The organism is Pseudomonas salomonii (assembly GCF_900107155.1).
GTDB lineage: Bacteria > Pseudomonadota > Gammaproteobacteria > Pseudomonadales > Pseudomonadaceae > Aquipseudomonas > Aquipseudomonas salomonii.
Map to the genome: position 1 here is coordinate 340,278 of NZ_FNOX01000003.1, position 14,711 is coordinate 354,988.

The 14,711-nt window shown below is 59.5% G+C and carries 13 protein-coding genes; 3 read left to right on the forward strand and 10 right to left on the reverse strand.

Annotated features, from left to right (window positions below; genetic code table 11):
• Positions 1 to 35: 35 nt before the first annotated feature.
• Together nagZ and psrA are read right to left on the reverse strand one after the other, a co-directional pair.
• A complete protein-coding gene (nagZ, locus tag BLV67_RS08915) occupies positions 36 to 1,046 on the reverse strand; it encodes a beta-N-acetylhexosaminidase (RefSeq protein ID WP_069788594.1) in 1,011 nt (336 codons plus the stop codon).
• Positions 1,047 to 1,180: 134 nt separating this feature from the next.
• Complete coding sequence (gene psrA, locus BLV67_RS08920) at positions 1,181 to 1,888, reverse strand: transcriptional regulator PsrA (RefSeq protein WP_058419618.1); 708 nt, start codon at positions 1,886 to 1,888, stop codon at positions 1,181 to 1,183.
• A 263-nt stretch (positions 1,889 to 2,151) separates the two neighbouring features.
• On the opposite strand from psrA, the gene lexA reads away from it, so the two are divergent.
• Positions 2,152 to 2,760 carry a transcriptional repressor LexA gene (gene lexA, locus BLV67_RS08925; protein WP_017137423.1) on the forward strand — a complete coding sequence of 203 codons (609 nt, stop codon included), beginning with the start codon at positions 2,152 to 2,154 and terminating at the stop codon, positions 2,758 to 2,760.
• A gap of 10 nt (positions 2,761 to 2,770) precedes the next feature.
• Complete coding sequence (gene sulA, locus BLV67_RS08930) at positions 2,771 to 3,244, forward strand: SOS-induced cell division inhibitor SulA (RefSeq protein ID WP_069788593.1); 474 nt, start codon at positions 2,771 to 2,773, stop codon at positions 3,242 to 3,244.
• 252 nt (positions 3,245 to 3,496) lie between these two features.
• Here sulA and BLV67_RS08935 read toward each other — a convergent pair whose 3' ends face one another.
• From BLV67_RS08935 to BLV67_RS08965, 7 genes are all read right to left on the reverse strand, one after another.
• Positions 3,497 to 3,730, reverse strand: coding sequence for a hypothetical protein (locus BLV67_RS08935; RefSeq protein WP_017254451.1), 234 nt, complete (start codon positions 3,728 to 3,730; stop codon positions 3,497 to 3,499).
• Positions 3,731 to 3,990: 260 nt separating this feature from the next.
• Positions 3,991 to 4,512, reverse strand: coding sequence for a DUF6586 family protein (locus BLV67_RS08940; protein WP_065929178.1), 522 nt, complete (start codon positions 4,510 to 4,512; stop codon positions 3,991 to 3,993).
• Between the two features lie 127 nt (positions 4,513 to 4,639).
• Positions 4,640 to 7,261: a type I DNA topoisomerase gene (gene topA, locus BLV67_RS08945; RefSeq protein ID WP_069788591.1), complete on the reverse strand. Its 2,622-nt coding sequence runs from the start codon at positions 7,259 to 7,261 to the stop codon at positions 4,640 to 4,642.
• Between the two features lie 114 nt (positions 7,262 to 7,375).
• On the reverse strand, positions 7,376 to 7,612 hold the full coding sequence (locus tag BLV67_RS08950; RefSeq protein WP_017137419.1) for a DUF1653 domain-containing protein: 237 nt from the start codon (positions 7,610 to 7,612) through the stop codon (positions 7,376 to 7,378).
• A 96-nt stretch (positions 7,613 to 7,708) separates the two neighbouring features.
• Positions 7,709 to 8,884, reverse strand: a complete 1,176-nt coding sequence (gene fadA / locus BLV67_RS08955; protein ID WP_017137418.1) for an acetyl-CoA C-acyltransferase FadA — start codon at positions 8,882 to 8,884, stop codon at positions 7,709 to 7,711.
• 29 nt (positions 8,885 to 8,913) lie between these two features.
• Positions 8,914 to 11,061, reverse strand: coding sequence for a fatty acid oxidation complex subunit alpha FadB (fadB, locus tag BLV67_RS08960; RefSeq protein WP_017137417.1), 2,148 nt, complete (start codon positions 11,059 to 11,061; stop codon positions 8,914 to 8,916).
• A 497-nt stretch (positions 11,062 to 11,558) separates the two neighbouring features.
• Positions 11,559 to 11,996: a hypothetical protein gene (locus tag BLV67_RS08965; RefSeq protein ID WP_017137416.1), complete on the reverse strand. Its 438-nt coding sequence runs from the start codon at positions 11,994 to 11,996 to the stop codon at positions 11,559 to 11,561.
• Positions 11,997 to 12,100: 104 nt separating this feature from the next.
• On the opposite strand from BLV67_RS08965, the gene BLV67_RS08970 reads away from it, so the two are divergent.
• The gene (locus tag BLV67_RS08970; RefSeq protein WP_058419614.1) at positions 12,101 to 12,553 is read left to right on the forward strand and encodes a universal stress protein; all 453 of its coding nucleotides are present in this window, start codon (positions 12,101 to 12,103) and stop codon (positions 12,551 to 12,553) included.
• A gap of 130 nt (positions 12,554 to 12,683) precedes the next feature.
• On the opposite strand, the gene BLV67_RS08975 is transcribed toward BLV67_RS08970, so the two are convergent.
• Positions 12,684 to 14,606, reverse strand: a complete 1,923-nt coding sequence (locus tag BLV67_RS08975) for an ATP-binding cassette domain-containing protein (protein ID WP_069788590.1) — start codon at positions 14,604 to 14,606, stop codon at positions 12,684 to 12,686.
• Between the last annotated feature and the right edge of the window lie 105 nt (positions 14,607 to 14,711).

A 14,711-nucleotide genomic window follows, 5' to 3' on the forward strand; every position in this document is an offset into this window, starting at 1 on the left:
GAGCTGGCTTGCCTGCGATGGCAGCGACGCGATATTCAGTCGATCAACTGAGCATCGCGCAGCGCCGTGAGCGCAGTCAGCCAACGCGGATCCTGCTTGTACTCCGTCGAAGCAATCGCCTGCCCACGCATCCGCGCAATCCGCGCCGATGGCGCGACCTTCATGCGCTGCGCCGCCGTGAGTGCCAGCTCCGCAGCCGCCCGATCATTGCAGACCAAGCCCATATCACAACCGGCCGTCAGCGCCGCTTCAATTCGACTGGCCGCATCACCGACCACATGCGCCCCCGCCATGGACAGGTCATCGCTGAAAATCACCCCATCAAATTGCAGCTCGCCGCGCAGAATGTTCTGCAACCAGCGACGCGAGAAACCGGCGGGTTGGGCGTCCACTTGCGGGTAAATAACGTGAGCCGGCATCACCGCCGCCAATTGCTTGCTCAGGCGTGCGAAAGGCACCAGGTCGTTCGCGCGAATCTGTTCCAGGCTGCGTTCGTCATTGGGAATCGCGACGTGGGAATCCGCCTCGGCCCAGCCATGGCCCGGGAAGTGTTTGCCGGTGGCCGCCATGCCGGCGCTGTTCATACCGCGAATGAAGGCACCCGCGAGCACGGCAGCGCGCTCCGGGTCGCCTTCGAAGGAACGGGTGCCGACCACGGCGCTGCGTTGGTAGTCGAGGTCGAGCACCGGGGCGAAGCTCAGGTCAAGGCCGACCGCCAGCACTTCAGTGGCCATGACCCAGCCGCACTGCTCGGCCAGGTATTCGGCATTCGGCTTATCCGCCAGCAGACGCATGGCCGGCAGGCGTACAAAACCCTGACGCAGGCGCTGCACACGACCGCCTTCCTGATCGACCGCCAGCAGCAGGTCGGGGCGCACCGCGCGAATCGCCGCGCTCAGCTCGCGCACCTGGCGTGGATGCTCGATATTGCGCGCAAAAATGATCAACCCGCCGACTTCAGGCTGGCGCAACAACTGGCGATCCTCGGCCGTCAGCCAAGTGCCGGCCACATCGACCATTAACGAACCTTGCAGGGCAGCAGTCATAAACCTTCCTTAAATAACGCACACAACCCGTTGCCCTCACCTGGCGCGAAAAGCGCGGTGAGCACAACGGGTTGCGAGTAAATAGCTGAAATCGGCATGGCGGCTAGCTTAGCCGCCGCGCACACCTGGGGCAATCACGCCTTGGCGACGGCCGGCGTCGACTTGCTGCGCGGGCGCAGTTGCGCGGCGGCCATGGCCGGGTCGGTCACGCCGGTTTCGGCGCGCATGCCGGCGGCAAGGAACGGCACCATCAGGCGCATCACTTGCTCGATGGAAGTGTTGACGCCGAAATCGGTTTCGGCAATCGCGCGTAAGGCCTTGATGCCGGACATGCTGAAGGCGGCGGCGCCGAGCATGAAGTGCACACGCCAGAACAGTTCGATCGGCGGAATACGCGGAGCGGCTTCGTTAACCAGCAGCATGTATCGGCGGAACACCTTGCCGTACATGTCTTCCAGATAACGGCGCAAGTGACCCTGGCTCTGGCTGAAGGCCAGCCCTAACAGGCGCATGAAGATCGACAGGTCATTGCCGCTGCGCGGTTGAACCACCAGCGCTTGCTCAACCAGGATTTCCAGCAGGTCTTCCAGGCTTGGCTTGTTTTCGGGCTTGGTCTGGCGACGCTCCAGCTCACGGTCGAGGCTGGCACAGAACGGCCCCAGGAAGCGTGAGAACACCGCCTGGATCAGGGCTTTTTTCGAGCCGAAATGATAGTTCACGGCGGCGAGGTTAACCCCAGCCTTGCTGGTGATCAGCCGCAATGAAGTTTCCGCAAATCCTTTTTCCGCGAACAATTGCTCGGCAGCATCGAGAATGCGTTCAACGGTTTCCGACTGGGCCATGGCTACTCCGCCTGACAAACACTTGTTTGAAACATACGTTTCAGGATGTGTCTTGTCAAGCCTGCGAGTCCGTTTTCCGGCCGGGCAGTCATCTATTTCATCGCTATTTAATCACATCCTTCGCGCCCTGTAGGCAGCGCTGTCTATGCCTTGCAGGAAGAGTGGCAGACGACCGTCCAGCGGCGTGCCAAAAAAGGATGATTGCCAAGCGCAGTTCACTGTATATAATCCCAGTCACTGTATAAAAAGACAGAGCGATCAACATGCTAAAACTGACGCCACGCCAAGCTGAGATTCTGGCTTTTATCAAGCGCTGCCTCGACGACAACGGCTACCCGCCGACACGAGCGGAAATTGCGCTGGAACTGGGGTTCAAGTCCCCCAACGCCGCCGAAGAACACCTAAAGGCCCTCGCCCGCAAAGGCGCGATCGAGATGACCCCGGGTGCTTCACGCGGTATTCGTATCCCTGGCTTTGAAGCCAAGGCCGACGAATCGACCCTGCCGATCATCGGCCGCGTCGCCGCCGGTGCGCCGATCCTGGCGCAGCAGCACGTCGAAGAGTCCTGCAACATCAACCCGACCTTCTTCCATCCGCGTGCCGACTACCTGTTGCGCGTACACGGCATGAGCATGAAGGACGTGGGCATTTTCGACGGTGATCTGCTGGCCGTCCACACCACCCGCGAAGCCCGTAATGGCCAGATCGTCGTTGCCCGTATCGGCGATGAAGTCACCGTCAAACGCTTCAAGCGTGAAGGCAGCAAGGTCTGGCTTATGGCCGAGAACCCTGAGTTCGCCCCGATTGAAGTGAACCTGAAAGATCAGGACCTGGTGATCGAAGGCTTGAGCGTCGGCGTCATTCGCCGCTAAAGGAGGCACCATGCAGCTCGTGCACACACCGCAACACACACAACTGTCGCTGTTCGAGGCCTTTATGGCCCAACCCCTTGCGCCCATCCTCAAGGAAACGATCGAAGCCCCCTGGGGCTCCGAACCTGAGGCGTTCAGTGAGCTGTCGTTGCGCGGTGCTGCCGGGAGCTGCCTGAGCCTGCTGGCGCCGATCCTTCGCGAATTGAGCGAGGAGCAGGACGCACGCTGGCTGACGCTGATCGCCCCGCCCGCCAGCCTGACCCAGGCCTGGCTGCGGGACGCCGGCCTCAACCGTGAGCGCATCCTGCTGCTGCAACCACGCGGCGCGCAAAGTGCTCAGCAACTGACGTGCGAGGCCTTGCGCCTGGGGCGCAGCCATACGGTGGTGAGCTGGTTGAACCCGCTGAATGCGGCCGCCAAGCAACAGCTGATCAGCGCCGCACGTACGGGCGATGCGCAGAGTTTGAATATTCGATTGGGGTAATGCGGCCTGATGCAGGCCAGCCCTGTGGACGGGCTTGTTGTGGCAGGCGAGCTTGTTGTGGCGAGCGAGCTTGCCCCGCGTTGGGCTGCGCAGCAGCCCCAAAAACCAGGCACCGTGGAATACCTGATACACCGCATTAAAATATTTCAGGGCCGCTTCGCAGCCCAACGCGGGCCAAGCCCGCTCACCACAAAAAACCTGCTCACCACAAAAAAAGCCTGCTCACCACGCAAGCACGCTCATCGCGAAGACTCAGTGAAGCACTCGCGGCCCATCTTCCTTCTCCGGCTCGCCTTCGGCCAGGCGACCAGCCATCTGCACACCAACGCTCAACATGGCTTTCGCCACTTCCACGTGCTGGCCTTGCAAGAACGCCTTAGCGTCCTCGGAAAAATCCAAAATAACCAGAGAACCCTCGTCCTCAGCCCGGCGCAGCTCGATTCGGCCGTCAGGCAGTTCAACAATTTCCAGAAAGGACGTTGGCATATAAGTCTGTTCTCCACGAAAGGCCGGGATTATATCAGTCATCCACCCAGCCTCGCAGAGGATCTGAACAGGTTTCTTGGCGGCTTGATGAATGGTGCTTATTGAGGCCTGCGCCGCACTTCCTGTCTAACTGGGTTCAAATGTGGGAGCGGGCTTGCTCGCGAATGCGGAGTTTCAGTAAAGAATTCATTACAGACCCACCGCATTCGCGAGCAAGCCCGCTCCCACAGTTTTGATTCGTGTGTATCAGCAATAGCGCCTCAACACTCGTTCAAGCCTTCACGAAACCGCAACGCCATCTTCTTCAGCGCCTGACGCCAGCTTTCCAGCTCCTCACGGCTCAGCGGCTTGGGCTCATCCTCTTCCAGCGCAACGGCCACGATCAGCGGCTGCGTCACATCGCCCTTGGGCACATGGGGGACACGCGGCGGTTGGAACATATCCGCATGCGCTTTGAGCAATCGCGCAACCCAACTGTCGGGGCTCTGGGCCATTTCCACCAGTTCGGCCAATTCAGGAATCGCCATGCTGTCCAGCACTTCGCGGTTCATGATCATTTCTGCGCGTGGCGCGCCTGCCTGGGGCAAGCGGTAGAACCCGGCAATTTCATGGCACAGGCCCAGCAAAGCGCCATAGAGGTGGAACAACGCCGCCTCACGCCCGGCCTGGACCAGCGCGATGGCATTCATCTCCTTCCCTTCCTCGGCGCGGCCAAGGGCTTCCAGGGACAAACCCGCGAAGTAAATTTTCTGATTGGTACGGGTATAGAGTTCGTTGGCCATAACGGCAGTCTCCACAACGAAATAAGCGTGATGCTGGCTGAACAGTGTCACGGATCAGCCAAGTTTCCTGCAAGCGCAAAAAAAGGCCGCCTTTTCAGGCGGCCTTTGTAGTAGGCAGATCAGCCGATCAAGCGCCCTGGCGCTTGTCCTCGACCTTCCACTTACCGCCGTCGTAGAACGCTTTCCAACCGGTAGGCTTGCCGTCCACCTCGGTCTGAACGTACTGCTCCTTGGTTTTGCGGCTGTAGCGGATCACGGACGGGCGACCGTCGGGATCCTTCTTCGGCGCTTCACACAGGAAGTGGTACTTCGGATCGATCTCGTCCTTGTGCGGCACGATCTCCATCACCAGCGGGGCACGGGTCTCGCGGTTTTTCGGGAACTGGCTGGCCGCCAGGAACAGGCCCGAAGCGCCGTCACGCAGGATGTAGGTGTCGTTGACCTTCTCGCACTTGAGTTCAGGCATCTTCACCGGGTCCATCTTCGGCGGCGCCGCGTCACCGCTTTTCAGCAGTTTGCGCGTGTTCTTGCAGGTCGGGTTGGTGCAGCCGAAGAACTTGCCGAAACGGCCGGTCTTGAGCTGCATCTCGCTGCCGCACTTGTCGCATTCCAGGCTCGGACCTTCGTAGCCTTTGATGCGGTAGGTGCCTTCTTCGATCTCGTAGCCATTGCAATCCGGGTTGTTACCGCAGATGTGCAACTTATGCTTCTCGTCGAGCAGGTAGGCGTCCATCGCCGTGCTGCAGATCGGGCAACGGTGCTTGCCACGCAGTACCAGCGACTCGGACTCACCCTCGTCGTCGGCGGCAATCTCATCGCCCGGCACCAGGTTGACGGTGGCCTTGCAGCGCTCTTTGGGCGGCAGGCTGTAGCCCGAGCAACCGAGGAACACACCGGTGGATGCGGTACGAATCTGCATCGGACGGCCGCATGTCAGGCATGGGATGTCGGTCATCACCGGCTGGTTGGCGCGCATGCCACTATCAGGGCTTTCGGCTACTTCGAGTTTCTTTTTGAAGTCGCCGTAGAACTCATCCAGCACGTTTTTCCAGTCGCGTTCGCCCTGGGCCACGTCATCGAGGTTCTCTTCCATGCCGGCGGTGAAGCCGTAGTCCATAAGGTTGGAGAAGCTCTCGGACAGGCGCTCGGTGACGATGTCGCCCATCTTTTCCGAGTAGAAGCGGCGGTTGTGCAACGCCACGTAGCCACGGTCCTGGATGGTCGAGATGATTGCCGCATAGGTCGAAGGACGACCAATACCGCGTTTTTCCATCTCTTTTACCAGGCTGGCTTCGGAGTAACGCGCCGGCGGCTTGGTGAAGTGCTGGGACGGGTCGAGCTTGATCAGCTTCAACGTGTCGCCCTGGGCCATATCCGGCAGTACGTCGTCATCGCCTGGCTTGGCGATTTGCGGCATCACGCGGGTATAGCCGTCGAACTTGAGGATACGGCCCTTGGCACGCAGCTCGAAGTCGCCTGCGCCCACACTGACGGTGGTGGACAGGTATTGCGCCGGCAGCATCTGGCACGCCAGGAACTGGCGCCAGATCAGCTCGTAGAGGCGCTCAGCGTCGCGCTCCATGCCGCTCAGCTTGCTTGGCTCGGTGTTGGCGTCGGAAGGACGAATCGCTTCGTGAGCCTCCTGTGCGCCTTCCTTGCTGCTGTAGACGTTCGGCGACTCCGGCAGGTACTTCTTGCCGAACTCGCTTTCAATATAAGTACGCGCCATCGCCACCGCGTCTTGCGACAGGTTGGTGGAGTCGGTACGCATATAGGTGATGTAGCCGGCTTCGTACAGACGCTGGGCCATCATCATGGTCTTCTTCACGCCAAAGCCCAGGCGGTTGCTCGCGGCCTGTTGCAGCGTGGAGGTGATAAACGGCGCCGACGGTTTGCTGCTGGTCGGTTTGTCTTCGCGCTTGACGATGCTGTAGCTGGAAGCCTTGAGCTTCTCCAGCGCGGCCATGGCCTGGGCTTCGTTCAGCGGCTTGAAGGCCTCGCCTTTCTCGCGGGCCACTTCAAAGCGCACGTTGTTGCCCTTGGCAGTGCCCAGGTCAGCATGCACTTCCCAGTATTCTTCAGGGTTGAACGCACGGATCTCGCGCTCACGCTCCACCACCAGCTTGACCGCTACCGATTGCACACGGCCGGCGGACAGGCCACGGGCGATTTTCGCCCACAGCAGTGGCGAGACCATGTAACCCACCACGCGGTCGAGGAAACGACGCGCCTGCTGGGCGTTAACACGGTCGATGTCCAGCTCGCCAGGCTTGGAGAAGGCTTCCTGGATGGCTTTTTTGGTGATTTCGTTGAACACCACACGCTTGTAGCGGCTGTCATCACCGCCGATGGCTTCGCGCAGGTGCCAGGCAATGGCTTCCCCTTCGCGGTCCAAGTCCGTCGCGAGATAGATGGTGTCGGCATCTTTGGCGAGCCGGCGCAGCTCTTCGATGACCTTTTCCTTGCCCGGAAGGATTTCGTACTTGGCCTTCCAGCCATGATCCGGGTCCACACCCATGCGTGAGACCAGCTGCTTGCGCGCTTTCTCTTTAGGGCTGAGCACCGGACCTTCGCCCGCAGCCGCCTTGCCGCGCTTGGCGGCAGGCTCCTTGCTGGCGCTAGCCGAACCGCTGGTGGGCAGGTCTCGGATATGGCCGATACTCGACTTCACCACGTACTCGTTGCCCAAGTACTTGTTGATGGTCTTGGCCTTAGCCGGGGATTCCACAATGACCAGCGATTTGCCCATGGATCGGAAAATTCCTGAATTCGAGAAGTGAAAGGCAGTTGGCGCCTGTCGCGGCAACGCTATATATAGTGGCAACAAGGTGAGGTCAAGCGCAGCATTCTGCGCGGCCTGCCGTTATTGCCCTGAAAAAAGACTGGGTTCGACCTGCACCAAAGCAAAGCGCGGGACCTGCTCGCCGTCAACTTCGACAGTCTCCAGGAACATGCTCAATGGGCGCACCCAAAAGCCGTAATCGCCATACAGTGCTTGGTAAAACACCACTTCTTCTTCGGTCTCGGAGTGCCGCGCCACATTAAAAACACGGTACTGCGGGCCCTTGTAATGTTGGTAGAGCCCTGGTTCGACTTTCATGCTTTGGCCCTCGTGCAAAATTTGTTGAAAAAAATATTAAAAATTCCAAAAAACAAAAACCGGGGCACTGGGCCCCGGCTTCCGTCAGCGAAACGTTTAGATACGTTCGAAGACGGTGGAAATGCCTTGGCCAAGACCAATGCACATGGTTGCAACCCCAAGGTTGCCGCCATTTTGCTTCATCACGTTAAGCAAAGTGCCGGAGATACGTGCACCGGAGCAACCGAATGGGTGGCCCAGGGCAATCGCGCCGCCGTGCAGGTTAACCTTCTCGTTCATCTTGTCGAGTACTTTCAAATCTTTCAGCACTGGCAGGGCCTGTGCGGCGAAAGCTTCGTTGAGCTCGAAGAAGTCGATATCGGAGATGGTCAGGCCCGCGCGCTTCAAGGCTTTTTGTGTGGCCGGTACTGGACCATAGCCCATGATTGCCGGGTCCACACCTGCCACTGCCATCGAACGGATCACCGCCATCGGCTGAATGCCCAGGTCCTGGGCACGCTGCGCCGACATCACGATCATGCACGAAGCACCGTCGGTGATTTGCGACGACGTACCGGCTGTCACGGTGCCGCCCTTTGGATTGAAGGCGGGCTTCAAGGCCGCCAGGCTTTCCAGGGTGGTGTCCGGACGAATGGTTTCGTCGTAGTCGAACAGTTTGAGGAAACCGTTCTCGTCGTAACCGTTCATCGGGATGATTTCATCCTTGAACTTGCCTTCCACGGTCGCCTTGTGGGCCAACTGGTGGGAGCGCACGCCGAATGCGTCCTGGGCTTCGCGGGTAATGCCGTGCATTTTGCCGAGCATTTCTGCGGTGAGGCCCATCATGCCCGAGGCTTTTGCCGCGTACAGCGACATGTGCGGGTTAGGGTCGACGCCGTGCATCATGCTGACGTGGCCCATGTGCTCCACGCCGCCGACCACGAAAACATCGCCGTTGCCGGTCATGATCGCCTGGGCTGCGGTGTGCAGCGCGCTCATCGACGAGCCACACAGGCGGCTGACAGTCTGGCCAGCTGCGGTGTGCGGGATCTGGGTCATCAACGACGCCATGCGCGCGATGTTCCAGCCCTGCTCCAGAGTCTGGTTGACGCAGCCCCAGATCACGTCTTCGACTTCGTTAGGGTCGACCTTGACGTTACGCTCCAGCAACTTGCTGATCAGGTGCGCCGACATGTCTTCGGCGCGGGTGTTGCGGTGCATGCCGCCCTTGGAGCGGCCCATTGGCGTGCGACCGAAGTCGACAATCACCACGTCTCTTGGATTCAAGCTCATAAATATTCTCGCTCTATTCGTCTGGGCGCTTAACCGAAGAAGCTTTGGCCGTTTTTGGCCATTTCACGCAGCTTCGCGGTCGGGTGGTACAGCGGGCCCAAATCAGCGTATTTGTCAGCCAGGGCAACGAACTCAGCCACACCGATCGAGTCGATGTAACGCAGCGCACCACCACGGAATGGAGGGAAACCAATACCGTACACCAGGCCCATATCGGCTTCGGCGGCGGTTTCAACGATGCCGTCTTCCAGGCAACGCACGGTTTCCAGGCACAGGGCGATCATCATCCAGTTGATGATGTCCTCATCGGACACCTCACGCTGTTCGTAGATGACTGGCGCGAGTACTTCGTGCACCGACGGGTCGGCCACTTTCTTCTGCTTGCCCTTCTTGTCAGCCTCGTAGGCGTAGAAGCCCTTGCCGTTCTTCTGGCCCAGGCGCTTGGCCTCGTAGAGCGCGTCGATCGCCGAGCGGCGGTCGTCTTTCATGCGGTCCGGGAAGCCTTCAGCCATTACGTCACGACCGTGGTGGCCAGTGTCGATACCGACCACGTCCATCAGGTACGCCGGGCCCATTGGCCAGCCGAATTTTTCCATGACTTTGTCGATGCGCACAAAGTCGACACCGGCGCTGACCAGCTTGGCGAAACCGCCGAAGTACGGGAACAGTACGCGGTTGACCAGGAAGCCCGGGCAGTCATTGACTACGATCGGGTTCTTGCCCATTTTCTTGGCGTAGGCAACGGTGGTGGCAACGGCCAGCTCGCTAGACTTCTCGCCACGGATCACTTCCACCAGCGGCATCATGTGCACCGGGTTGAAGAAGTGCATGCCGACAAAGTTTTCCGGACGCTTGAGGGCCTTGGCCAGCAGCGAGATGGAAATGGTCGAGGTGTTCGAGGCCAGGATGGTGTCGTCTTTAACCTGGGCTTCCACTTCAGCCAGTACGGCTTGCTTGACCTTTGGGTTTTCGACTACGGCTTCGACCACCAGGTCGACGTGGCCGAAATCGCCGTAGGACAGCGTAGGACGAATGCCGTTAAGCACTTCAGCCATCTTCGCGGCGGTCATGCGACCTTTATCAACGCGGCCCACCAGCAGCTTGGCGGCTTCTGCCAGGCCTTGCTCGATGCCGTGCTCGTTGATGTCTTTCATCAGGATCGGCGTGCCTTTGGACGCCGACTGATAAGCGATACCGCCACCCATGATGCCGGCGCCGAGTACGGCCGCCTGTTTCACGTCGCGGGCAATCTCGTCGTAGGCCTTGGCCTTTTTCTTCAGTTCCTGATCGTTCAGGAACAGGCCGATCAGGCTCTGGGCAGCCGAGGTTTTCGCCAGTTTGACGAAGCCGGCAGCTTCCACTTCCAGGGCTTTGTCGCGACCGAAGTTCGCAGCCTTCTGGATGGTCTTGATCGCTTCAACCGGCGCCGGGTAGTTCGGGCCGGCCTGGCCTGCGACGAAACCTTTGGCGGTTTCGAACGACATCATTTGTTCGATGGCGTTGAGCTTGAGTTTTTCCAGCTTCGGCTGACGCTTGGCCTTGTAGTCAAATTCGCCGCTGATGGCGCCTTTGATCAGGTTCAGGGCGGCTTCGGCCAGTTTATCCGGGGCAACCACAGCGTCGACGGCGCCGACTTTCAGCGCATCTTCGGCACGGTTTTCCTTACCGGCGGCGATCCACTCGATCGCATTGTCGGCACCGATCAGGCGCGGCAGGCGCACAGTGCCGCCAAACCCTGGGTAGATGCCCAGTTTGACTTCAGGCAAGCCGATTTTGGCGGTGGCCGACATGACGCGGAAGTCTGCAGCCAGGCACATTTCCAGGCCGCCGCCCAACGCGATGCCATTGATGGCAGCCACGGTTGGCACGTTGAGGTCTTCGAAATCGCTGAAAATCTTGTTGGCTTCGAGGTTGCCGGCCACAAGCTCTGCATCGGGCAGCTTGAAGTTGTCGACGAATTCGGTGATGTCAGCGCCGACGATAAACACGTCCTTGCCGCTGGAGACGATCACGCCCTTGACCGAAGCATCTGCTTTGATGGTGTCTACGGCCTGACGCAGTTCGTTCAGGGTTAGACGATTGAACTTGTTGACGGACTCACCCTTGAGGTCGAATTTCAGTTCGACGATGCCACTTTCAAGAGCCTTAACCGTGATGGCTTTACCTTCGTAAATCATCAACTGATCTCCACGATATGGAAGCTGAACAGTACACACTGGACGCTGGCCTATTGGTTGGACATTGATAGTTGCGTCAATGCTCATGCCAATCCGCCAGGCACACCCGCCAATGCGCTAGTCGGGGTTCTGTATGAGTCGTCTGACAGACAAACGCTCAATTCATACGCCCGTTTGATTTGGGTACGTCACCTTCATCCAATTCAGGGCAATTGTCAATCGCCCGAAAGGCCAGGAAAAGCGCGACTTTCCAGTCAGTTCAGAACTCCACGCCCACGCCCACGCCCTGTCAATATTCAAATATTCACAGAATCAATAATAAAAAAGATGTGGGAAAAGGCTGTACAGAATCGGATATGCCGCTAGGCTTGCGACAACCGCAAAGCGCCCGTGATGAACACCCGGCGCGAGGAACACAGAATTACCGGCCTGCCTGGCCAACTCCAGCCCGATGATGATGTCGGGCTTTTTAATGCCTGGCTTTTAACGCCATGGCGTCATGCCAAGGCCTTGAGCAGCGTATCGATGTCCTTCAGCACGCTGGCCTCGCCCTTCTCGCCCCAATACAAGGCGATCATTTGCTTGTCGGCCTCGACCTTGTAGACGTTGGCCGGCAACGTCGCAAAATGCGGCAACAACTTTTCATCCTCACACACTTCACGCCACTGATTGACCCACACGCCTGGCGACATTTGCCAATAACTCCACAGCGCCGGCGTGCTGCCCCGCCGTGGCCTGCAGTACTGCGCGCAGGGGCTCGGCGGCTCTTGGGCAAGCCAGTGCGGCCACTCCTGCGGCGCCAATTGCATGGCCAAACCGATGCGGCGCGCCTCCATACGCAGGGCCATGCGCCCGCTCTGATGGCGCGACGGGCGCAGCCATGCCAGGGGGCTCAGAACCACCAGAAGGATTGACACCACTATCCAGACCGTCATATGTGTACTCCCGAATTTCCGATGCGCGGATTTGAGCTGACGCAACCCCATCCGCTTGAAACCAGCCATACTGAACTTATTGCAGTCTCCTGGAGGAACGCGCCATGCCCAACGAACATTCCTACAAACATATCCTGGTCGCTGTGGATCTGACCGAAGAGTGCGACCCGGTTATCAAGCGCGCTCAGGCTTCAGCAATCGCCAACGGCGCCAAGCTGTCACTCGTGCATATCGTCGAGCCCATGGCCATGGCTTTTGGTGGCGACGTGCCCATGGACCTTTCCCAGTTGCAGCAACAGCAGTTTGACCAAGCCAAAGAGCGCCTGGATCGCTTGATCCTCAAATACCCGGAAGTGACCAAGGAAAACTCCCACCTCACCTACGGCCAGCCGCGCCAGGAAATCCATCACCTGGCCAAAGAGCAGAACTGCGACCTGATCGTGGTCGGCAGCCATGGTCGCCATGGCCTGGCGTTGTTGCTGGGTTCTACCGCCAATGACGTGCTGCACGGCGCGCCGTGTGATGTGCTGGCGGTGAAGCTGGTAAAAAGCTCGTAAGAACACTGCAGAACCAGTGTGGGAGCCAGCTCCCACACAAACCAGCTCCCACCTTTTGAATCGCATTTCATATAAAAAAGCCCGGCGCTCATAAAAATGAGCGCCGGGCTTTTTATTACCAACGAATCACTCAGGCATCCAGCTCAGCCCAGCGCTCCATCAGCACTTCCAGCTCCTGGTTCAACGTCTCCAGGGAAGCAATCACCTTGGCGGTTTCCGCCGCCGGGCGCAGGTAGAAACCCGCGTCAGCCATGTCTGCTTCGACCGCAGCGATCTGCTGTTCCTTGGCGTCGATATCACCCGGCAAGGCTTCCAGCTCGCGTTGCAGCTTGTAGCTGAGCTTCTTTTTGGCTGCCGGTGCAGCGTCCGCAACCGGTGCAGCAGCAGCGGCCACAGGCGCCACGACGGCCGAGGTCAGGTCGGCCTTGCCGGATTTGCTCTCAGTCACGCCCAGCAGGCGCGGCGAGCCGCCCTGGCGCAGCCAGTCCTGGTAACCACCGACGTATTCACGCACCTTGCCTTCACCTTCGAAGACCAGGGTGCTGGTCACCACGTTGTCGAGGAATGCCCGGTCGTGGCTGACCATCAGCACGGTGCCGTTGAAGGTCAGCAAGACCTCTTCCAGCAGCTCGAGGGTTTCCACGTCGAGGTCGTTGGTCGGTTCGTCGAGTACCAGCAGGTTGGCCGGTTTGCTGAACAGTTTGGCCAGCAACAGACGCGCACGCTCACCCCCGGACAAGGCTTTCACCGGTGTACGTGCGCGCTGCGGGCTGAACAGGAAGTCGCCCAGGTAGCTCAGCACGTGGCGGCTCTGGCCGTCGATGTCGATAAAGTCGCGGCCTTCGGCAACGTTGTCGATCACGGTTTTTTCCAGGTCCAACTGGTGGCGCAACTGGTCGAAGTAGGCCACGTCGATCTTGGTGCCTTCCTCTACCTTGCCGTTGGTCGGCTGCAGGCCATTGAGCATCAGCTTGAGCAAGGTGGTCTTGCCGGTGCCGTTGGCGCCCAGCAGGCCGATACGGTCGCCGCGCTGCAGGACCATGGAGAAGTCCTTGATCAGGAACGGGCCGTCCGGGTGATGGAAACTGACGTTTTCCAGCACCATCACTTGCTTGCCCGACTTGTCGGCGGTATCCAGTTGGATATTGGCCTTGCCAGTGCGCTCGCGACGTTCACTGCGCTCGTTGCGCAAGGCTTTCAGGGCGCGCACACGGCCTTCGTTACGGGTGCGACGCGCCTTGATGCCCTGGCGGATCCAGACTTCTTCCTGGGCGAGCTTTTTGTCGAACAGCGCGTTAGCGGTTTCTTCAGCGGACAGTGCGGCTTCCTTGTGCACCAGGAAACTGGCGTAGTCGCCGTTCCAGTCGATCAGGCCACCACGGTCCAGCTCGAGGATGCGCGTGGCCAGGCTTTGCAGGAAGGCCCGGTCGTGCGTGATAAACAGCACGGCGCCCTGGAAGTCCTTGATGGCTTCTTCAAGCCAGGCGATTGCACCGATGTCCAAGTGGTTGGTTGGTTCGTCGAGCAGCAGCAGGTCGGGCTCGGACACCAGCGCCTGGGCCAGCAGCACGCGACGACGCCAGCCACCGGACAACTCGGCGAGGGTCTTGTCGGCCGGCAGTTGCAGGCGGCTCAGGGTGCTGTCGACCAGTTGCTGCAAGCGCCAGCCGTCACGGGCTTCGAGGTCTTGCTGAACATGCATCAGCTTGTCCAGGTCGGCTTCGGTGACGCAGTTCTGCGCCAGGTGATGGTACTGCGCGAGCAACTCGCCCACGCCGTCGAGGCCTTCGGCAACCACGTCGAACACTGTCCGTCCGTCGGCCACCGGCAATTCCTGGGGCAATTCGCCGATCTTGAGGCCCGGCGCGCGCCATACAGAGCCGTCATCGGGCTTCTGGTCGCCTTTTACCAGCTTCATCATGCTGGACTTGCCGGTGCCGTTGCGGCCGATGATGCACACCCGCTCACCACGGGCGATCTGCCAGGACACCTTGTCCAACAACGGCATAGCGCCGAAAGCAAGGGACACATCGCTGAATTTGAGCAGGGTCATACGCTTCTCCAAAAACTGGGCGCGCATTCTACCTGACTTGAGGGTGGGATGCGGCCGGCATTTTTGCCACAGACACGTTCTGTAGGACATTTACAGTGAACTGCT

Excerpts from the sequence above, each read along its gene's own strand:
- nagZ (WP_069788594.1), bottom strand. The coding sequence starts at position 1,046 with ATGACTGCTGCCCTGCAAGGTTCGTTAATGGTCGATGTGGCCGGCACT.
- psrA (WP_058419618.1), bottom strand. The coding sequence starts at position 1,888 with ATGGCCCAGTCGGAAACCGTTGAACGCATTCTCGATGCTGCCGAGCAA.
- lexA (WP_017137423.1), top strand. The coding sequence starts at position 2,152 with ATGCTAAAACTGACGCCACGCCAAGCTGAGATTCTGGCTTTTATCAAG.
- sulA (WP_069788593.1), top strand. The coding sequence starts at position 2,771 with ATGCAGCTCGTGCACACACCGCAACACACACAACTGTCGCTGTTCGAG.
- BLV67_RS08935 (WP_017254451.1), bottom strand. The coding sequence starts at position 3,730 with ATGCCAACGTCCTTTCTGGAAATTGTTGAACTGCCTGACGGCCGAATC.
- BLV67_RS08940 (WP_065929178.1), bottom strand. The coding sequence starts at position 4,512 with ATGGCCAACGAACTCTATACCCGTACCAATCAGAAAATTTACTTCGCG.
- topA (WP_069788591.1), bottom strand. The coding sequence starts at position 7,261 with ATGGGCAAATCGCTGGTCATTGTGGAATCCCCGGCTAAGGCCAAGACC.
- BLV67_RS08950 (WP_017137419.1), bottom strand. The coding sequence starts at position 7,612 with ATGAAAGTCGAACCAGGGCTCTACCAACATTACAAGGGCCCGCAGTAC.
- fadA (WP_017137418.1), bottom strand. The coding sequence starts at position 8,884 with ATGAGCTTGAATCCAAGAGACGTGGTGATTGTCGACTTCGGTCGCACG.
- fadB (WP_017137417.1), bottom strand. The coding sequence starts at position 11,061 with ATGATTTACGAAGGTAAAGCCATCACGGTTAAGGCTCTTGAAAGTGGC.
- BLV67_RS08965 (WP_017137416.1), bottom strand. The coding sequence starts at position 11,996 with ATGACGGTCTGGATAGTGGTGTCAATCCTTCTGGTGGTTCTGAGCCCC.
- BLV67_RS08970 (WP_058419614.1), top strand. The coding sequence starts at position 12,101 with ATGCCCAACGAACATTCCTACAAACATATCCTGGTCGCTGTGGATCTG.
- BLV67_RS08975 (WP_069788590.1), bottom strand. The coding sequence starts at position 14,606 with ATGACCCTGCTCAAATTCAGCGATGTGTCCCTTGCTTTCGGCGCTATG.